Raw genomic sequence first — 19,964 nt, 5'->3', positions numbered from 1 at the left:
TGGCAGCACCGTACCCGGCACCTGTCCGTCCGTGCAGGACGGACAGGTGCCGGGTACGGAGGCGTGCGTCAGATCAGGTTGACGGAACGGGCCGAGGTGGCGCCGATCTCCTCCGCGATCTCCGCGAGCACCGGCACCGGGAGCGTGTCGTCGACGGTGAGCACGACGAGCGCCTCGCCGCCCTCCTCCGCGCGGGAGACCTGCATGCCGGCGATGTTCAGACCGGCCTCGCCGAGGATCCGGCCGACCGTGCCGACGACACCCGGACGGTCCTCGTACCGCAGCACGACCATGTGGTCGGCGAGCGCCAGGTCCACGTCGTAGTCACCGACCGCGACGATCTTCTGGAGGTGCTTCGGGCCGGCCAGCGTGCCGGAGACCGCGACCTCCTCGCCGCTGGCGAGCGTGCCGCGCACGGTGACGACGTTGCGGTGGTCGGGCGACTCGGAGCTCGTCGTCAGCCGGACCTCGACGCCGCGCTCCTGCGCGAACAGCGGGGCGTTGACGTACGACACGGTCTCGTCGACCACGTCCTCGAACACACCCTTGAGCGCGGAGAGTTCGAGCACCTTCACATCGTGCTGGGTGATCTCGCCGTACACCTCGACGTCGAGGCGGGCCGCGACCTCGCCCGCGAGCGCGGTGAAGATCCGGCCGAGCTTCTCGGCGAGCGGCAGACCCGGCTTGACGTCCTCCGCGATGACACCGCCCTGCACGTTGACCGCGTCCGGGACGAGCTCACCGGCGAGCGCGAGACGCACCGAGCGGGCGACGGCGATGCCGGCCTTCTCCTGGGCCTCGTCCGTGGAGGCACCGAGGTGCGGGGTGCAGACGACCTGGTCGAGCTCGAACAGCGGGGAGTCCGTGCAGGGCTCCTTCGCGTACACGTCGAGTCCCGCGCCGGCGACCCGGCCCTCCTTGAGGGCGGTGTACAGCGCCGCCTCGTCGACGATCCCGCCGCGCGCGGCGTTCACGATGCGGACGGAGGGCTTGACCTTGTGCAGCGCCTCGTCACCGATGAGACCGAGGGTCTCCGGGGTCTTCGGCAGGTGGACCGTGATGAAGTCGGCGACTTCGAGCAGCTCGTCCAGGGCGAGCAGCTTCACGCCCATCTGGGCGGCGCGGGCCGGCTGCACGTAGGGGTCGTACGCGACGATCTTCATGCCGAAGGCGGACATGCGCTGGGCGACCAGGACACCGATGCGGCCGAGGCCGACGACGCCGAGGGTCTTCTCGCTCAGCTCGACACCCGTGTACTTGTTGCGCTTCCACTCGCCGTTCTTCAGCGCGGTGTTGGCCTGCGGGATGTTGCGCGCGGTCGCGACGAGCAGACCGCAGGCGAGTTCGGCGGCGGTCACGATGTTCGACGTCGGAGCGTTGACGACCATGACGCCGGCCTTGGTGGCGGCGGAGACGTCGACGTTGTCCAGACCGACACCGGCACGGGCGACGACCCGCAGCTTGTTCGCGGCGGCGAGGGCCTCGGCGTCGACCTTGGTCGCGGAACGGACCAGGATCGCGTCCACATCGGCGATGGCGGGGATCAGCTCGGCGCGGTCGGCGCCGTTGCAGTGCCGGATCTCGAAGTCCGGGCCCAGCGCGTCGACGGTGGCGGGCGACAGCTCTTCAGCGATGAGTACGACAGGTTTCGAGCTCACGTGAGTCCTCACAGATCCAGTGCGGACGGCCGTCCCGACGGCCGCAGGCGGTGGAGGGGGCTTGCCGCGTGAAAGCGCACGACGCTGTGGGCCTGAACGCGAATGTTGTTGAGAAGTGTAGTGGTGCAACGGCGTGGTTCATGCGCCTCGGTGGAAGGATCACCCGTCCGTGGTTGGACGGGGTGTCCAACGATGCGGGAAGGGGCCGGACACAGTGCCCGGCCCTCCCCCACGCCCCAGGGGGCGTGGGGGGACCCCCAGCCCGGGAAGGCTACGCCTTCTCGTCGTTCACCCAGCTCATGAGCTTGCGCAGCTCCTTGCCGGTGGTCTCCAGGAGGTGGTTCTCGTCCTGGGACTTGTACTCGTTGTACTTCTTCAGACCGCCGTGGTACTCGGCCATCCACTCCTTGGCGAAGGTGCCGTCCTGGATCTCCGCGAGGACCTTCTTCATCTCGGCCTTGGTGGCGTCGGTGATGATCCGGGGGCCGGTGACGTAGTCGCCCCACTCGGCGGTCTCGGAGACCGACCAGCGCATCTTCTCCAGGCCGCCCTCGTACATGAGGTCGACGATGAGCTTCAGCTCGTGCAGGCACTCGAAGTAGGCGATCTCCGGCTGGTAGCCGGCCTCGGTCAGGACCTCGAAGCCCGCCTTGACCAGCGCCGCGGTGCCGCCGCAGAGAACGGCCTGCTCGCCGAAGAGGTCGGTCTCGGTCTCCTCGGTGAAGGTCGTCTTGATGACGCCGGCGCGGGTGCCGCCGATGCCCTTGGCGTACGAGAGCGCCAGCGCGAAGGCGTTGCCCGTCGCGTCCTGCTCGACGGCGGCGATGCACGGAACGCCGCGGCCCTCCTCGTACTGACGGCGGACCAGGTGGCCCGGACCCTTCGGGGCGACCAGGGCGACGTCGATGCCCTCGGGCACCTTGATGAAGCCGTAGCGGACGTTGAGGCCGTGGCCGAAGAAGAGCGCGTCGCCCTCCTTCAGGTTGTCCTTGATGGACTCCTCGTAGACCTGGGCCTGGATCGGGTCCGGCGTGAGGATCATGATCAGGTCGGCCTCGGCCGTGGCCTCGGCCACGGAGACGACGCGCAGACCCTGCTCCTCGGCCTTGGCCTTGGACTTCGAGCCCTCCTGCAGACCGACGCGGACATCGACACCGGAGTCACGGAGCGACAGCGCATGGGCGTGGCCCTGGCTGCCGTAACCGATCACCGCGACCTTGCGGCCCTGGATGATGGACAGGTCGGCGTCGTCGTCGTAGAACAGCTCGGCCACTGGGAATCTCCTTGAGGTGCTGGTGTTGCGTCCCACCGTACGGCGGGGAGCGGGAGGAAGGTTTTCGGGTCTCGTCAGTCGGACCGCCGGACGGACCGGCCGTCGACCGTCGACGACTCTCAGGCGCTGCGGTCGAGGGCCCGCAGGGACCGGTCCGTGATGGACCGGGAACCACGCCCTATGGCGATCGTGCCGGACTGGACGAGCTCCTTGACGCCGAACTGCTCCAGCATCTTGAGCATCGCTTCGAGTTTGTCACTCGAACCGGTGGCCTCGATGGTGACCGCCTCGGGCGAGACGTCCACGGTCTTGGCGCGGAACAGCTGCACGATCTCGACGATCTGGGAGCGGGTCTCGTTGTCGGCGCGGACCTTCACCAGGACGAGCTCGCGCTGGATCGCGGCGCTGGGCTCGAGTTCGACGATCTTCAGGACGTTGACCAGCTTGTTGAGCTGCTTGGTCACCTGCTCGAGGGGCAGGTCCTCGACACTGACCACGATGGTGATGCGGGAGATGTCGGGGTGCTCGGTGACGCCGACGGCGAGGGAGTCGATGTTGAAGCCGCGGCGGGAGAACAGGGCGGCGATCCGGGCGAGGATGCCGGGCGTGTTCTCGACGAGAACGGAGAGCGTGTGCTTGGTGGACATGGTCTGGGTCTCTTCCTTTTCGCTCTGCTTCGTTCCGCGCTTCAGTCGTCTTCGCCGTCGCCGAAGTCGGGGCGGACGCCCCGGGCGGCCATGACCTCGTCGTTCGAGGTGCCGGCGGCGACCATCGGCCAGACCTGCGCGTCCTCGTGGACGATGAAGTCGACGACGACGGGCCGGTCGTTGATGGCATTGGCCTCGGCGATGACCTTGTCCAGGTCGGCCGGGTCCTCACAGCGCAGGGCGACACAGCCCATGGCCTCGGACAGCTTGACGAAGTCGGGGACGCGAGTGCCCTTGTTGGCCTGGATGTCGTCCGGTCCGGAGTGCAGGACGGTGTTGGAGTAACGCTGGTTGTAGAACAGGGTCTGCCACTGCCGGACCATCCCCAGAGCACCGTTGTTGATGATGGCGACCTTGATCGGGATGTTGTTCAGAGCACAGGTGGTGAGCTCCTGATTGGTCATCTGGAAGCAGCCGTCGCCGTCGATCGCCCAGACCGGGCTGTCGGGCATGCCGGCCTTGGCGCCCATCGCGGCGGGGACCGCGTACCCCATCGTCCCGAGGCCGCCGGAGTTCAGCCAGGTGGCCGGCCGCTCGTAGTCGATGAAGTGGGCGGCCCACATCTGGTGCTGGCCGACACCCGCGGCGAAGATCGTGCCCTCGGGGGCGAGCTGTCCGATGCGCTGGATGACCTGCTGCGGCGAGAGACTGCCGTCCTCCGGCAGGTCGTATCCCAGCGGGTAGGTCTCGCGCCAGCGGCTCAGGTCGCTCCACCAGGCGGTGTAGTCGCCCTTGTTGCCCTCGCTGTGCTCGGCCTGGACGGCCTGGATCAGGTCGGCGATGACCTCGCGGGCGTCACCGACGATCGGGACGTCGGCGGTGCGGTTCTTGCCGATCTCGGCCGGATCGATGTCCGCGTGGACGATCTTGGCGTACGGGGCGAAACTGTCCAGCCGGCCGGTGACGCGGTCGTCGAAGCGGGCGCCCAGGGCGACGATCAGGTCGGCCTTCTGCAGCGCGGTGACAGCCGTGACCGCGCCGTGCATGCCGGGCATGCCCACGTGCAGCGGGTGGCTGTCGGGGAAGGCGCCGAGGGCCATCAGGGTGGTGGTGACCGGGGCGCCGGTCAGCTCGGCGAGGATCTTCAGCTCACCGGTGGCACCGGCCTTGAGGACACCGCCGCCGACGTACAGGACGGGGCGCTTGGCCGCGCTGATCAGCTTGGCGGCCTCGCGGATCTGCTTGGCGTGCGGCTTGGTCACCGGACGGTAGCCCGGCAGATCGGTCTGCGGCGGCCAGCTGAAGGTGGTCTTCGCCTGCAGGGCGTCCTTGGAGATGTCGACCAGGACCGGACCCGGACGGCCGGTGGAGGCGATGTGGAAGGCCTCCGCGATCGTCCGCGGGATGTCCTCGGCCTTGGTGACGAGGAAGTTGTGCTTCGTGATCGGCATCGTGATGCCGCAGATGTCCGCCTCCTGGAAGGCGTCCGTGCCGATGGCCTTCGAGGCGACCTGGCCGGTGATCGCGACGAGCGGGACGGAGTCCATGTGCGCGTCGGCGATCGGGGTGACGAGGTTGGTCGCACCGGGCCCCGAGGTGGCCATGCAGACGCCGACCTTGCCGGTCGCCTGGGCGTAACCCGTGGCCGCGTGCCCGGCACCCTGCTCGTGGCGGACCAGGATGTGGCGCACCCGCTGCGAGTCCATCATCGGGTCGTAGGCCGGGAGGATCGCGCCGCCGGGGATGCCGAAGACGGTGTCGGCGCCCACTTCCTCGAGAGAACGGATGAGGGACTGCGCACCCGTGACGTGCTCGACGGTGGTGGCGGGCTGCGCGCCGCTACGGGGCCGCGGCTGCGGATGGTGCCCGGTGGCCTGGTCGGTCATCAGCATCTCTTCTCGAAGCAGAGGGTTTGTGCGAGCTGTTTTGCGAGGGTTTGCAGCGACTTGGGGGCGAGCCGGTGCAACAAAAAACCCCTCGTGCCGTGAGGCAAGCGAGGGGAGCGCGTCGGGTGCGTTCTCAGCGGGGTCCGGTGGAGCCCTGCCTCAGCCGACGCGCTTTCCAAGTACGAGAATTCGGGTGCGCATGGCACTGACCCTCCCTCTCAGCCCTCGCCACTGTCAAGTGGGTGGGACGGGCGTCTCAGTATGTGACCGGAACGGGGGACGGTTCCGGCCCGGACGGGAACCGCGCCGGGCAGTGGGTACTCGTCCCGGACCAGGGCCCTGCGCAGCCGGTACTCGTCGAGCGGGCCCGAGAAGGCCATGCCCTGGGCGTGGCCGCAGCCCATCGCCCGCAGGGCGACGACCTGCTCGGGTACGTCGACGCCCTCGGCGACGGTCTGCATGCCGAGCTCACAGGCGATACGGAGCACGCCGCGGGTGATCTTGCGAAGCCGCGCCGACTCGACCACGCCCTCCACGAGGGCCCGGTCCAGCTTCAGTATGTCGACGGGAAGCCGTCGGAGCGCGTTGATCGCCACATGTCCTCCGCCGAATCCGTCGAGCGCGATCCGCACCCCGAGGCGGCGGAGGGTGACCAGGCGCTGCTCCAGCTCGTCGAGGGAGGTCCCGGGATCGCCGTCGCCGACCTCGATGATCAGCGAACCGGACGGCAGACCGTGCCGGGTCAGCAGTGATTCGACCGAGCCGAGCGGGAGCGAGCGGTCCAGGAGCCGACCGGCCGAGAGCCGGATGGACACGGGCGTGCGGTGGCCGATTCCCGCCCGCTCGGCGGCCTGCTCCACGGCCGCTTCGAGCAGCCAACGGCCGATCTCGGCGGTGCGATCACCGTCGTCGGTGACCCGGAGGTACTCGGCGGGGGTGAAGAGGATGCCCTGGGCGGAACGCCAGCGCGCCTGGGCGCTGACGGCGGAGATCCGGCCGGTGGAGAGATCGACGACCGGCTGGTGGAGGAGGGCGAACTCGCCGTCGTGGAGGGCGGTCCGCAGCCGGGCGGCCAGCTCGGTCCTGCGTACCACCTCGGCCTGCATCTGGGGGGCGTAGAGCTCGACGCGGTCCTTGCCGGCCGCCTTGGCCCGGTACATGGCGAGGTCGGCGTTGCGCAGGAGGTCGCCGGCCTCGATGCCGGGCTCGGCGAAGGCGACCCCGATGGAGGCGGCGACCCGCACCTCGTTGCCGCCGTCGAGACGGTACGGCCGGGAGAGGGTCAGCCGGAGCCGGTCGGCGATCTCCTGGACCTGGCTCCGGCGGGCCGCCTGGTCGCGGCCGCCGTCCCCGAGGATGAGCGCGGCGAACTCGTCGCCGCCGAGCCGGGCGGCCGTGTCCCCGGCCCGTACGGAGTCGTGGAGGCGGCGGGCGGCCTGGACGAGGAGGTCGTCGCCCGCCTGGTGGCCGAGGCGGTCGTTGACCCCCTTGAAGCCGTCGAGGTCGATGAAGAGCACGGCGGTCCCGGGGTCGGAGGCCCGGCGGCCGCCGAGCGCCTGCCGGACGCGCCGGGTGAAGAGCGCCCGGTTGGGCAGGTCGGTGAGCGGGTCGTGCTCGGCGTTGTGCTGGAGCTGGGCCTGGAGCCGGACGCGCTCGGTGACGTCCCGGCTGTTGAAGATCAGGCCGCCCTGGTGCCTGTTCACGGTCGACTCGACGTGGAGCCAGTCGCCGCGGCCCGAGCGGAAGCGGCACTCGATCCGGGTGGTGGGCTCCTCCGCGGGTGAGGTGGCCAGGAAGCGCCGGACCTCGTGGACGACGGCGCCGAGGTCCTCGGGGTGGATGAGCGAGGCCAGCTCGGACCCGATCAGCTCCTCGGCGTCCCGGCCGTAGACGCCGGAGGCCGCGGGGCTGACGTAGCGGAGGATCCCGCTCGGTGCGGCGATCATGATGACATCGCTCGAACCCTGCACGAGTGACCGGAAGTGGTTCTCTTTCTGGGCCAGTTCATGGGTGAGGGCGATGTTGTCGAGGAGCATGATGCCCTGTCGTACGACCAGGGCGAGGACCACCGTGCAGCCGGTGAGGACGACGACACGGTCGACCCTGCGACCCTCGACGACGTTGTAGAGGATGCCGAGGGTGCAGACCGCGGCGGCGAGGTATGGGGTGAGCGCGGCGAGCGAGCCGGCGACCGGGCGGCTGTGGAGCCACGGTCCCCGCGCGGGCGTGGCGCTGTCCGGGAGTCGGCGCGCCCCCCAGGGCGCGTAGGCGAGCAGCAGGGAGCCGGCGAACCAGCCGGCGTCGAGGAGCTGGCCCGAGGCGTAGTTCTCGCGGAACAGCGGCGAGGTGAACAGGGCGTCGCACAGGACGGTCAGGGCGAGGGCGGCGATGGCGGTGTTGGTCGCCGACCGGTTCGCGTGCGAGCGCCGGAAGTGCAGGACCAGGACCATGCTCACGAGGACGATGTCGAGCAGCGGGTACGCGAGCGACAGCGCCGACTGGGCGACGGACTCGTCCTGGACGTGGGCGGTCCTGGCGAGGGCGAGGCTCCAGGAGAGCGTGAGCAGGGAGCCCCCGATGAGCCAGGCGTCGAGCCCGAGGCAGACCCAGCCGGCCCGGGTGACGGGCTTCTTGGCGAGGACGAGGAGCCCGACGATGGCGGGCGGCGCGAAGAGGAGGAAGAAGAGGTCGGCGACGGAGGAGTCGGGCACCTCCGCGCGGAGCACGACCTCGTACCACCCCCACACCGCGTTGCCCGCGGCGGCCATGAGGGAGGAGAAGGCGAAGAGCAGCCAGGCGGGACGGGCGCTGCCGCGGTGGGTGCGGGCGTAGAGGAGGCAGGAGACCGCGGCGGTGAGGGCGGCGGCGCTGAGTCCGAAGTCGCCCATGAAGAGGGCGAGTTCCGGTGAGCCCCAGCCGAACGAGGCGCCGGTCGTGTAGCCCGCGCAGATCAGCCCCAGGGCGATCTGGGCGGTGACCCCTCCGACACCGGGGCGCCCGGGGGCGGGGCGGCCGGGGTCGCCGCCGTCGTCGCTGACGGGGCGGCGCGCGAGGACCGCCCCGGGCGCGGTCACCGGGCTCCCCGGGACCGCGCCACCGCACCCGGCCGCGTCGTGCGGGCGCGCCGACGGCTCGTCGGGGCGCCCGGGGGCGTGCCCGTGGCAGCCGTGCGGGCCGGCGGGGTCCCGCACACCGGCAGGCTCCGGCACGCCCGCGGGGGTCCGCACACCAGCGGGGGTCGGCGCACCAGCGGGAGCCGGCTCCGGTACGGGGGCGCCGCAGGCGGCGTCCGGCGCGGGGGCGAGGGCCAGGGCGCGCGGGCCGGGGTCCGGCCCTGGGCCCCGCCGGGCGTCCGGCTCGGCGTCCTGCCCTGAGTCCCGCCGGGCGTCCGGTTCGGCGTCCGGTCCTGAGTCCCGCCGGGTGTACGGTTCGGCGTCCGGTCGTGGATCTCGTTCTGCGTCCCCACGGGTGTCCGACGCGGCGTCCTGCCCCGGGCCCCACCCGGCGTTCGGCTCGGCATCCGCTCGTGCGTCCGGTCCTGAGTCCCGCCGGGTGTCCGGCAGCTCGGCGGCCGGTCGTGGATCTCGTTCTGAGTCCCCACGGGTGTCCGGCTGCCCGGTGGTGTGGGCTGCGCGGGGTGGCTCGGACTGGTCCGGAACGGAACGCGCGAGGCCGGTGGCAAGGCGCGGAAGGCTCGCCGTCGGCGGCGTCGCCACGTCGGATCGTCGGTCCTCCGGCCGTGTTCCACCCGTCGCCCCCCTCGGAATCTGATGTCCCGTCACGTCGCTCCCCAGCGTCAGCCCGTACTCGACGCAGCCCCCCGCTCCGGGACGATACACCAGGACCGTCACTCAGGGACAGGGTCGCAGTACTCTCCGTGACTGCTCTGGGCTTGTACGCAGCGCGTGTCGGGGGCGCGCACCACCCGACCGGCCCAACCGGCGCCGACCGCCTTCCCCACCGCGCACACGCCACACCCGGAGCGGGCCGCTCAGCCGGTGGTGAAGAGGACGTTCACCAGCTCCTCGCCCGCCACGAGCCGCCGCAGCTGCCCCGCGATCAGCCGCTTCGCGCGAGGCATGAAGGCCGAGGTCGAACCTCCCACATGGGGACTGATCAGGACACCGGGAGCGTGCCACAACGGATGCCCGGCCGGAAGCGGTTCCGGGTCGGTGACGTCGAGCGCCGCCCCGATCCGGCCGCTCTCGACCTCCTTGAGCAGGGCGGCCGTGTCCACGACGGGCCCGCGGGCCACGTTCACGAGGAGGGCCCCGTCCTTCATCCGGCCCAGGAAACCGGCGTCGGCGAGGTGCAGGGTCCCGGGGGTGAGCGGAGTGGAGAGCACCACGACGTCCGCTTCCGGGAGCAGCGCGGGCAGGTCCGTCAGGGCGTGGACCTGACCGCGCGCTGTGGTGCGCGCGGAGCGTGCGACGCGCGCGACCCGCGCGCACTCGAAGGGCGCGAGCCGGTCCTCGATAGCGGCGCCGATCGACCCGTACCCGACGATCAGGACGGACTTGTCGGCGAGCGCCGGGTAGAAGCCGGCCCGCCACTCCTCGGTGTCCTGGCCGCGTACGAAACCCGGGATGCCGCGCAGGGAGGCCAGGGTCAGCGCGAGCGTGAGTTCGGCGGTGCTGGCCTCGTGCACGCCCTTCGCGTTGCAGAGGGCGACGCCGGGCCGGAGCGAGGGGATGCCGGGCGTGACGTGGTCGATGCCCGCGGACAGCGTCTGCACGACCCGGACCGAGGTCATCGCGGCCAGCGGCCGGACGGCGATCTCCGTGCCCTTCATGTACGGGACGACGTAGAACGCGCAGTGCGCCGGGTCGGCGGGAAAGTCCGGACCCCCGTCCCAGAGGCGGTAGTTCAGGCCCGCCGTACCCGGCTCGGGGAGTCCTTCGATCTCCTCCGCGGGAATCGGAAGCCACACGTCAGCGGTCGTCTCATCACGTCTCATGACCGGGAGGCTATGCGAAGAGGTTCGTGTGCCATTGGTTACTTTGGGGGACGGCACAGGGAGGGGTACCGGCAGGTGGAGCGCAGGACTATCGGGGCGACGGCGCTCGACGTGGGTGCGGTCGGCCTGGGGTGCATGCCGATGACCTGGGCGTACAGCCGTTCGGAACAACGGGGCGACCGCTCGCTGCGGACCGTGCACGCGGCGCTCGACGCCGGGGTGAGCCTGCTCGACACCGCCGACATGTACGGACCGTTCACCAACGAGCTGCTCGTGGGGCGGGCGTTGAAGGAGCGACGGGCGGACGCCTTCGTCTCGACGAAGTGCGGACTGCTCGTCGGCGACCAGCACGTGGTCGCCAACGGCAGGCCCGGATACGTGCGTCGGGCCTGTGACGCCTCCCTGCGGCGGCTCCAGACCGATGTGATCGACCTGTACCAGCTGCACCGCGCGGACCCCGAGGTACCGGTCGAGGAGACCTGGGGCGCGATGGCCGAGCTGGTCTCCGCGGGCAAGGTGCGGGCGCTCGGTCTGTGCGCCGTCGGTGCGCGGGCGGCCCGCCGGGGTGCGACGGGCGCCGCCCGCGACGGGTACGAGGGAACGATCCGCCAACTGGAGCGGGTCCAGCAGGTCTTCCCGGTGGCGGCGGTGGAGGCCGAGCTGTCGGTGTGGTCGCAGGAGGCCCTGGTACGGCTGCTGCCGTGGTGTGCGGCGCGGGGCGTCGGCTTCCTGGCGGCGATGCCGCTGGGGAACGGTTTCCTGACGGGGACGCTCCTCCCCGGTGGCGGCTTCGAGCGGGACGATCCACGGGCCCGGCACCCCCGGTTCACGGCCGAGATGATGGCGGCGAACCAGCCGCTCGTGGCGGGTCTGCGACGGGTGGCCGCGCGGCACGGGGCGGATGTCACCCCGGCGCAGGTGGCGTTGGCGTGGGTGCTCGGCCGGGGTCCGCACGTCGTGCCGGTGCCGGGGGCGAAGCGGGAGCGGTGGGCGGTGGAGAACGCCCGGGCGGCCGGGCTGCGGCTGACGGCGGAGGACCTGGCGGAGATCGCGGCGCTTCCGGCGGCGCGGGGTTCCTGGGACTGAGCGGCTCGCGGGGTTTCTGCGACTGGGCGGCTCGCGGGATCTTCGGCGGCGGGCTGGGAACCTGGTCGCGCCGAGCGGTGTATCAAGGGTGAAGGGATGCCGCTCGACTCGTCGAAAGGGACCGTGCCATGAGCCGTCCTGCTGTTGTGAAGGCCCTGTGGGGCGTCGCCGTGCTGGTTCTGGTGGCGGGCTGCTCCTCGGGAGGTACGGAGGACCGCCCGGGTACGGCTCCGCCGACGTCGGCCTCGGCGGGCGCCACCGCTTCCGTGACGCCGGCCCCGTCCACCTCTCCGGCCCCGACCGGTGCTCCCTCCGCCGGCGGCCGGGTCACCGTGACGGGGACGCTCACCGAGGGGCTGAAGTCGCCCTGGGGGCTCGCGGAGCTGCCGGGCGGTGACCTGCTCGTCTCCTCGCGGGACGAGCGGACGGTCACCCGGGTCGACGGGCGGACCGGGGCGAAGACCCCGCTCGGCGAGGTGCCGGGTGTGGTGCCGGGCGGTGAGGGCGGACTCATGGGCCTCGCGGTCCGGGACGGCTGGGTGTACGCCTATCTGACGGCGGAGTCGGACAACCGCATCGTGCGCATGCGGTATGGGGGCGGGGACCGGCTCGGCGCGCCGGAGCCGGTGCTGACGGGCATCCCGAAGGGCCTCGTGCACAACGGCGGGCGGATCGCGTTCGGGCCGGACGGGATGCTGTACGCGGGGACGGGTGAGACGGGCAGGACCGGTCTCGCCCAGGACCGGGACTCGCTCGGCGGGAAGATCCTCCGGATGACCCCGGAGGGCAGGCCGGCGCCGGGCAATCCCTCCGCCGGATCGGTGGTCTATTCGTACGGGCACCGGAACGTGCAGGGAATCGCCTGGGACTCGGCGGGGCGCCTGTGGGCCGCCGAGTTCGGGCAGAACACCTGGGACGAGCTGAACCTGGTCGAGTCCGGGAAGAACTACGGCTGGCCGGAGGTCGAGGGACGGACCGGACGGGCCGGCTTCGTGGACCCGGTGGCCCAGTGGCCGACCTCGGAGGCCTCCCCCAGCGGGATCGCGTTCGCACGGGGCGCGATCTGGATGGCGGGGCTCAGAGGTGAGCGGCTGTGGCGGGTCCCGCTGGCCGGCGCGGAGCGCTCGGGGGACCCCGAGGCGTTCCTGACGGAGGAGTACGGACGTCTGCGCACGGTCCTCGCGGGGGGCGGCGGGCGGCTCTGGCTGGTGACCAGCGAGACCGACACCCGGGGCACTCCCGGGCCGGGGGACGACAGGATCCTCCGGCTGGAGGTGAGCTGACGAACGGCCCGACACCGGCCCGGGGGCGGGGAAGGGGAGTCCGACCGGCCGGAGCGGGAGGAGGGGCCGGAGCGGTCCGTAACGGCCGGGGCGATCCCGAACGGTCGGACCGGTCCGGAGCCGGTCGGAGCGGTCCGGAGCCGGTCGGAGCGGTCCGGAGCCGGTCGGAGCGATCTGGGGCGGTCCGGAGCGACCGCCACGGTTGAGAGCTGCCGAAGCGGTCGGGGCGGTCAGAGAGAGGTGTCGAGGAGGTGGAGGCGGTGGGCCAGGGCTGCGGCCTCGCCGCGGCCGGCGACGCCCAGTTTGGCCAGGATGTTGGAGACGTGGACGCTGGCCGTCTTGGGTGAGATGAACAGCTCTTCGGCAATCTGGCGGTTGGTGCGGCCGACCGCGACCAGAGCCAGGACGTCCTGTTCGCGGGGGGTCAGACCGAAGGTGTCTTCCGCGGGCTCCACCGGCTCCCGGGGCTGCTTCTCGGGGGCCAGGGAGAGGCGGGCGCGGGCGGCGAGGAGTTCCACGTCCTCGCGGAGCGGACGGGCGCCGAGGCGGACGGCGGTGGCGTGGGCCTGGCGGAGCAGGGCCGTGGCCTCCTCGCGGCGGCCGCCTTCGACGAGCAGGGCGTCGGCGAGGCGGTGGCGGGCGCGGGCCAGCTGGGCGGGGCGTTCCAGCGGTTCGTAGGCGGCGACGACCTCGGCCCAGCGGGCGGCCGATTCCCGTCCCTCGGCGCGGGCGAGTTCCTCGGAGACCTGTCGGGCGTGGGCGGCCCAGACGGGGGCCGGGGCGGCGAGGCCGCGGAGGCAGCGGCGGATCGCGTCGAGTGCCTCGGCGCGGCCCTCGTCGGCGCCGGGCAGCCCTCGGCTGTCGGCCTCCGCGGTGACGGCGGTGAGGACGAGCGGCCAGCCGTAGCGGTGGGTGCTCGGCGGGAAACCGGCTCGTTCGGCGGCGGCCAGTTGGGACCGGACGTCGGAGACACGCCCCTCGGCGGCCGCGACGGCGATCTCGACCTGGTCCATGGGCAGGGTGTACTGGGGGATCGGGTCGCGGGTGCCGTAGACGGCCCGGGCGTCGGCGAGGTGGCGGCCGGCCGTGTCGAGTTCGCCCCGGGCGACGGCGAGCTGGGCGAGGCGGAGGGAGGCGGAGCCGCGGGGCTTGGTGCTGGTCGCGGAGCGGAGCAGCCGTTCGGCGGCCTCCCGGGTCTCGTCCCAGCGGCCGAGGGAGAAGAGGGACTCGGCCCGGTTGGCCTCGATCCAGCCGACGCTGTCGACGAGGCCGTAGGAGCGGGCGAGACGGACGCCGGTGTCGGAGAGTTCGACGGCCTCGTGGGAGCGGCCGAGGGCCTCCAGGGAGGAGGCGAGGTTGATGTGGGCGCGGGCGGTCTCGGTGTAGTGGCCTCGGGCCTTGGCCCGTTCCCGTACCTCGTGCATCTCGGCGAGACCCGCCTCGACGTCGCCGGCCCCGGCCATGAGGGTGCCGAGGGTGAGCCGGGCGTTGAGTTCGATGGACTCGGCCCTGACGAGCCGGGCGTACTCGACGGCGCGTTCCGCGGCGGTGATGGCCTCGGGTCCGGGGTTGCGGAGCATGCCCCAGCCGGCGGCGCCGACGAGGACCACGGCGTGGACGGCGGAGGGCGGCAGGCCCTTGACGAGTTCCTGGGCGCGGGCGATCTCCTTCCGGCCGTCGCCCCGGCCGAGGTTGGACTGGAGGCGGGCCTTCTCGGTCCAGAACCAGGCGGCGCGGAGGGGGTCGTTCTCCTCCGAGCTTTCGAGGAGGCGCAGGGCCGTCCTGCCGATCTTCAGGGCGCGTTCGCGGTCGCCGCTGAGGCGGGCGGCGACGGCAGCCTCGGCGAGCAGGTCGAGGTAGCTGAGGGCGGTGCTCTCGGGGTCGCAGCCGCAGGGCGGGTAGGCCTCGGCGTAGTCGATGGGGCGGAGCGAGCGGCGGGTCTCCGCGGGGGCCTCGTCCCAGAGTTCCATGGCCCGTTCGAGGAGCCGGAGCTGCTCGGCGTAGGCGTGGCGCTTGCGGGTCTCGACGGAGGCGCGCAGGACGGCGGGCAGGGCCTTGGCCGGGTCGTGCGCGTGGTACCAGTACGTGGCGAGCCGGGTGGCGCGCTCGTCGGTCCGGACGAGTGCCGGGTCGGCCTCCAGGGCTTCGGCGTAGCGCCGGTTGAGGCGGGAGCGTTCGCCGGGCAGCAGGTCGTCGCTGACGGCCTCGCGGACCAGGGAGTGGCGGAAGCGGTAGCCGTCGCCGTCGGGGACGGCGAGCAGGAGGTTGGCGCCGACGGCGGCCCGTAGCGCTTCGATGAGTTCGTCCTCGGTGAGCCGGGCGACGGCGGCGAGCAGGCCGTACTCGACGGTGGAGCCGCCTTCGGCGACGATCCTGGCGACCCGCTGGGCGTCTTCGGGGAGTGTCTCGACCCGGACGAGCAGGAGGTCGCGCAGGGAGTCGCTGAGCTGGCCGGGGGCGCAGCCGGCCTCGTGGGAGACGACGAGTTCCTCGACGAAGAAGGCGTTGCCGTCGGAGCGTTCGAAGACCTCTTCGACGAGGCCGGGGTCGGGTTCGGCGGCGAGGATGCCGGTGAGCTGGCGGTGCACCTCGATGCGGGTGAAGCGGGCGAGTTCGATGCGGCGGATGGTGCGGAGCCGGTCGAGTTCCGCGAGGAGGGGGCGCAGCGGGTGGCGGCGGTGGATGTCGTCGGCGCGGTAGCTGGCGACGACCACGATCCGGCCGCGGCGCAGGGTGCGGAGGAGGTAGGTGAGGAGGTGCCGGGTGGAGGCGTCGGCCCAGTGGAGATCCTCCAGGACGAGCACGATCGTACGGTCGGCGGCGAGCCGTTCCAGGAGCCGTACGGTCAGTTCGAAGAGGCGGCCGGTGGAGTCCTCGTCGGCGGAGTCGTGGCTTCCGGGATCGCCCAGTTCGGGCAGGAGGCGGGCGAGCTCGCTCTCCTGGCCGTCGGCGGCCTCGGTGAGTTCGTCGGGGAGCCGGCGCCGGAGCGAGCGCAGCGCGGTGGCGAAGGGGGCGAAGGGCAGTCCGTCGGCGCCGAGTTCGACGCAGCCGCCGAGCGCGACGACGGCGCCGCGGCCGCAGGCCGTGTCGAGGAACTCCTCGATGAGCCGGGTCTTGCCGACCCCGGCCTCACCGCCGACGAGCAGTGCCTGGGGCTCTCCCGCGTCCGCGCGGGAGAGCGCCTCGGTGAGGGCGGTGAGTTCGCCGGCGCGGCCGACGAACACGGGGCTGACTGACCTGGTCTCCACGGCGCCGAGCATCGCACAGACGTCCGGGCCCTCGCCCATACGGGGGTCACGCGGCCCGGACGAAGCGGCCCCGTCCGTCGCCATTCACCCGCCCCTCCGGGTCCTGGCCCCCGCTGCGGCGACCGAGGCGGCGCAGGCTCCGGGTGGCGCCGGCCGACTCGGCGGCCGCGTGGGACAGGCGCTGGGCGGCGGCCTCGCGGACGAGCTGGGCGTGGTTCATGCGGTCGATCTCGTACGCGAACATCGTGTCGCTCCCCTGGTGTTCGTCGGTTTCGGTACCGCTTCTCGCGATGCCTCTACTGTCGTTTCCCAGGCAGTGCGGCCGCATCGGGCGAGTGCCGCATGTTCGGCGTACGGGGGGCCTTAGGCGGGCCCCGGGGGGGCCTTAGACGGTCTCAGGATCCGGCGGTGGGAAGGCTCAGGAACAGGTCGAAGTAGGTACCGGCCGACAGGAGCAGACCGATCCCGCCGAGGACGGCGCCCGCGACGGCGACCGCGCGGACCCAGGCGGGGCGCCCGGGGAGGATGAGGACGAGGACGGCGACGAAGAGGGCGACGAACGCGAAGACGCCGTTCACCAGGGCGGTGGTGTGCCAGGCGTCGCCGTAGATCTCGGAGATCTGCTGGGCGGGGGTGCCGGATCCGGAGGTCTTGATCTGCCCGATGAGGGTCTCGCGCTCGGCGACGACCTTGCCCGTCCAGGTGCCGGTCAGCGCGACGGCCGCGAGGGCGGCGGAGACCACGGCCGCGGCGGCGGCACCGATGCCGGCGGGGGCGGGGGCGACCTCCCCGACCGCCTCCCCGGCCGGCTCCCCCGCCGACTCCCCGGCCTGCTCCCCGTCCTGTCCGTCGAGCCGGTTCACCGCGGTGTCGCCTGTCGGCGCGTTCCCGGCGGCCGCGGGGGCCTCGGCGCTCTCCGTGCCCGCTTCGCTCTGGCCGGTCTTGTCAGTCGTCGTCGTCTTGGTGTCCATGCGGCGCACGCTAGGCGGCACACATGAGAGCCGTCTTAAGACGCTCCCCCGGCAGCCCCGTGGGCTTTCGCCGCGCGCCACTCCGGGGCGAGGACGGCCCAGACCTCCGTGTCCGCGCGGGTGCCGCGGTGCGGGTAGCTCTCCCGCAGGACGCCCTCCCGTGTCATGCCGAGGCGGCGGGCGACGGCGATGCTCGGCGCGTTCTTCGCGGAGGCGCGCCACTCGACGCGGTGGATGCCGCGCTCTTCGACCGCCCAGTCGATGATGACCCGGCAGGCCCGGGTGATCAGGCCCTTCCCCGCGGCGGAGGGCTCCAGCCAGCAGCCCGCCTCGGCGGTCCCGTGCGTCACGTCCATGGTCCGGAAGAGGACGCCGCCGACGAGCGTGCCCCCGGTCCAGATGCCGTAGATGCGTCCGGTGTCGTTCGCGGCCTTCTCGGCGTACGAGCGGAGGAAGGAGCGGGCGGAGTCCAGGTCGGCGACGAAGTCCGGCAGCGCGATGTGCTGCCCGACGAAGTCCCGTCCCCGGTCCATGTGGGTCAGGAACTCCTCGGCCTGCCAGGGCTCCAGGGGCCTCAGCTCGGCGTCGTCGTCACCTAGCGGTATCGCGAACATCGTCGTCCCTCTCCTCCACGGCCGGCACCGTCACGCGCTGCCCAGGGATCTTCCCACGCGCGTCGGCGGCTTCGCGGCACTCGGGAGGTTCGATGCTGATCCGCGGCAGCCGGCGGTCGAGCCAGCGCGGCAGCCACCAGTTCGCGCCGCCGAGGAGGTGCATCAGGGCGGGGACGAGGAGGGTGCGGAGCACGAAGGCGTCGAGGGCGACGGCCGCCGCGAGCGCGATGCCGAACATCGCGATGACCCGGTCGCCGGAGAGGACGAAGGCGAGGAAGACGGAGATCATGATGACGGCGGCGGAGTTGATCACACGGCTGGTCTCGGCGAGGCCGACCCGGACCGCCCGCCGGTTGTCGCCGGTCTCCAGCCACTCCTCGTACATCCGGCTGACCAGGAAGACCTGGTAGTCCATGGAGAGTCCGAAGAGGACGGAGACCATGATCACGGGGAGGAAGGGTTCGATCGGACCGGCACTGCCCAGGCCGAGGAGTTCGCTCCCCCAGCCCCACTGGAAGATCGCCACGACGACGCCGAAGGCGGCGGCGACGGCCGCGACGTTCATGGCGGCGGCCTTGAGCGGGATGCCGATCGAGCGGAAGGCGAGGAGGAGGAGCAGACAGCCGAGGGCGATGACGACGCCGACGAAGAGGGGGAGCTTGCCGACGATGATCTCGGCGAAGTCGTCGTACGAGGCGGTGAGACCGCCGACGTGGACGTCGAGGGAGCTGCCGGCCTCGGCCTTCGGGAGGACGTCCGTACGGAGCCGGTCGACGAGTTCGCTGGTGGCCCTGGACTGGGGTGAGGAGTCGGGGACGACGGTGAGGACGGCGGTGTCGCCCGAGCTGTTGTAGCTGACCGGGGAGACGGAGGCGACCCCACGGGTGGCGGCGAGGGCGGCCGGCAGCTGGTCGAGGGCGACCCGGTCGTCGGCGCCGTCCAGCCCGGCGACGAGGGTGAGCGGGCCGTTGACGCCGGGGCCGAAGCCGTCGGCGATCAGGTCGTACGCCTTCCGTGTGGTCGCGGTGGCCGGGTTGTTGCCCTGGTCGGAGGTGCCGAGGTGGAGGGAGAGCGTGGGCAGCGCCAGGACGCCCATGACGACGACGGCGACCAGGCCGAGGAGCTTGGGGTGCCGCTCGACGAAGGCGGACCAGCGGGCGGCGAAGCCGGTGGGCAGTTCGGGCTGCGGCCCGTGCACGGCGAGCGTCCGCCGTTCGCGCCGCGACAGCGCCCGCGCGCCGATGAACGAGAGCAGCGCCGGGAGCAGGGTGATGGAGGCGGCGACCGTGAGGACCACGGTGAGGGAGGCGGCGATGGCGACGCCGTTGAGGAAGCCGAGCCGCAGGATCAGCATCCCGAGGAGGGCGATGCAGACGGTGGCGCCGGCGAAGACGACGGCACGGCCGGTGGTGGCGACGGCGGTCTCGGCGGCCTCGGCGACGGACAGGCCGCGTTTCAGGCCTCTGCGGTGCCGGGTGACGATGAAGAGGGCGTAGTCGATGCCGACGCCGAGGCCGACGAGCATGCCGAGCATGGGGGCGAAGTCGGCGACGGTCATCAGATGGCCGAGGAGCACGATCCCGGAAGAGGCGATGCCGACGCTGACGAGCGCGGTCGCGATGGGGAGCGCGGAGGCGGCGAGGGAGCCGAAGGCCAGGAAGAGGACGACGGCGGCGACGGCGACGCCGACGACTTCCGCGAGGTGCCCGCCGGGGGCCTCGGTGAGGGCGACGGCGTTGCCGCCGAGTTCGACGGAGAGCCCCTCGGGCTCGTTCGCCGCGGCCTTGGCGGTGTCGACGAGGGCACGTGTCTGCGCCGGGGGGATGTCGTCGGCCCGCTCGTGGAAGGTGACGGTGGCGTAGGCGGTGTGGCCGTCCTCGCTGACCTGGCCGCGGGTGTCGCCGTACGGGGAGGTGACGGCGGCGACGCCGGGCAGTGCGGCGACCTCGTCGAGCATCGCGGTGACGCGCCGCTCGACGGCGTCCGCGCGGACGCTGCCCCGGTCGGTGTGCCAGACGATGGTGTCGGTGTCGCCGCCCAGGCCGTCGAAGCCGCGGTCGAGGAGGGCGGTGGCACGGCCGGACTCGGTGCCGGGCACCTCGTAGTCGTTGGAGTAGGCGCTGCCGGCGACGGCCGCCGCGGTGCCGACGCCGACGAGGGCGACGAGCCACAGGAGGACGGCGACGAGGCGGTGCGTGACGCACCACCGTGCGATGGCTGCCAAAGGACGTGCTCCCTGGGTGGTTCCTGGCTCTTCCACGGGAACGGCCCGAAGAGAACGCATGACCTACATGGGGCCCACTGTCGCAGCCAAACGTGATCGTTTGCCCGTTTCGTGTCG

At 72.3% G+C, this 19,964-nt stretch carries 13 protein-coding genes; 2 read left to right on the top strand and 11 right to left on the bottom strand.

Annotation, left to right across the window (positions count from 1 at the left end; genetic code table 11):
• Positions 1-68 precede the first annotated feature (68 nt).
• From serA to ABZ567_RS09955, 6 genes are all read right to left on the bottom strand, one after another.
• Positions 69-1,658: a phosphoglycerate dehydrogenase gene (serA, locus tag ABZ567_RS09980; RefSeq protein ID WP_360786433.1), complete on the bottom strand. Its 1,590-nt coding sequence runs from the start codon at positions 1,656-1,658 to the stop codon at positions 69-71.
• 271 nt (positions 1,659-1,929) lie between these two features.
• On the bottom strand, positions 1,930-2,931 hold the full coding sequence (gene ilvC / locus ABZ567_RS09975; RefSeq protein WP_360786431.1) for a ketol-acid reductoisomerase: 1,002 nt from the start codon (positions 2,929-2,931) through the stop codon (positions 1,930-1,932).
• 119 nt (positions 2,932-3,050) lie between these two features.
• Positions 3,051-3,578: an acetolactate synthase small subunit gene (gene ilvN, locus ABZ567_RS09970; RefSeq protein ID WP_317875137.1), complete on the bottom strand. Its 528-nt coding sequence runs from the start codon at positions 3,576-3,578 to the stop codon at positions 3,051-3,053.
• 41 nt (positions 3,579-3,619) lie between these two features.
• Positions 3,620-5,470, bottom strand: a complete 1,851-nt coding sequence (locus tag ABZ567_RS09965; RefSeq protein ID WP_360786429.1) for an acetolactate synthase large subunit — start codon at positions 5,468-5,470, stop codon at positions 3,620-3,622.
• A 212-nt stretch (positions 5,471-5,682) separates the two neighbouring features.
• The gene (locus ABZ567_RS09960; protein WP_360786427.1) at positions 5,683-8,655 is read right to left on the bottom strand and encodes an EAL domain-containing protein; all 2,973 of its coding nucleotides are present in this window, start codon (positions 8,653-8,655) and stop codon (positions 5,683-5,685) included.
• An 800-nt stretch (positions 8,656-9,455) separates the two neighbouring features.
• Positions 9,456-10,421 carry a 2-hydroxyacid dehydrogenase gene (locus ABZ567_RS09955; protein ID WP_360786425.1) on the bottom strand — a complete coding sequence of 322 codons (966 nt, stop codon included), beginning with the start codon at positions 10,419-10,421 and terminating at the stop codon, positions 9,456-9,458.
• Positions 10,422-10,496: 75 nt separating this feature from the next.
• Between ABZ567_RS09955 and ABZ567_RS09950 the strand changes: the two genes are divergently transcribed.
• Both ABZ567_RS09950 and ABZ567_RS09945 read left to right on the top strand, forming a co-directional pair.
• The gene (locus ABZ567_RS09950; RefSeq protein WP_360786423.1) at positions 10,497-11,507 is read left to right on the top strand and encodes an aldo/keto reductase; all 1,011 of its coding nucleotides are present in this window, start codon (positions 10,497-10,499) and stop codon (positions 11,505-11,507) included.
• Between the two features lie 128 nt (positions 11,508-11,635).
• A complete protein-coding gene (locus ABZ567_RS09945) occupies positions 11,636-12,790 on the top strand; it encodes a PQQ-dependent sugar dehydrogenase (protein ID WP_360786422.1) in 1,155 nt (384 codons plus the stop codon).
• 230 nt (positions 12,791-13,020) lie between these two features.
• Here ABZ567_RS09945 and ABZ567_RS09940 read toward each other — a convergent pair whose 3' ends face one another.
• From ABZ567_RS09940 to ABZ567_RS09920, 5 genes are all read right to left on the bottom strand, one after another.
• Complete coding sequence (locus ABZ567_RS09940; RefSeq protein WP_360786543.1) at positions 13,021-16,050, bottom strand: AAA family ATPase; 3,030 nt, start codon at positions 16,048-16,050, stop codon at positions 13,021-13,023.
• A gap of 34 nt (positions 16,051-16,084) precedes the next feature.
• Positions 16,085-16,282: a hypothetical protein gene (locus tag ABZ567_RS09935; protein ID WP_360786420.1), complete on the bottom strand. Its 198-nt coding sequence runs from the start codon at positions 16,280-16,282 to the stop codon at positions 16,085-16,087.
• A gap of 151 nt (positions 16,283-16,433) precedes the next feature.
• Positions 16,434-17,009 (bottom strand): hypothetical protein, encoded by a 576-nt coding sequence (locus tag ABZ567_RS09930; protein ID WP_360786418.1) that lies wholly within the window; start codon positions 17,007-17,009, stop codon positions 16,434-16,436.
• A 35-nt stretch (positions 17,010-17,044) separates the two neighbouring features.
• Positions 17,045-17,623: a GNAT family protein gene (locus tag ABZ567_RS09925; protein ID WP_360786416.1), complete on the bottom strand. Its 579-nt coding sequence runs from the start codon at positions 17,621-17,623 to the stop codon at positions 17,045-17,047.
• Positions 17,601-19,847 carry an MMPL family transporter gene (locus tag ABZ567_RS09920; RefSeq protein ID WP_360786414.1) on the bottom strand — a complete coding sequence of 749 codons (2,247 nt, stop codon included), beginning with the start codon at positions 19,845-19,847 and terminating at the stop codon, positions 17,601-17,603. The genes ABZ567_RS09925 and ABZ567_RS09920 overlap by 23 nt, the downstream gene beginning before the upstream one ends.
• Positions 19,848-19,964 lie beyond the last annotated feature (117 nt).

Source organism: Streptomyces sp. NPDC016459 (assembly GCF_040632845.1).
GTDB lineage: Bacteria > Actinomycetota > Actinomycetes > Streptomycetales > Streptomycetaceae > Streptomyces.
The sequence above is the reverse complement of the archived record's forward strand: the minus strand, read 5'-3'. Positions and strand labels throughout refer to the sequence as shown.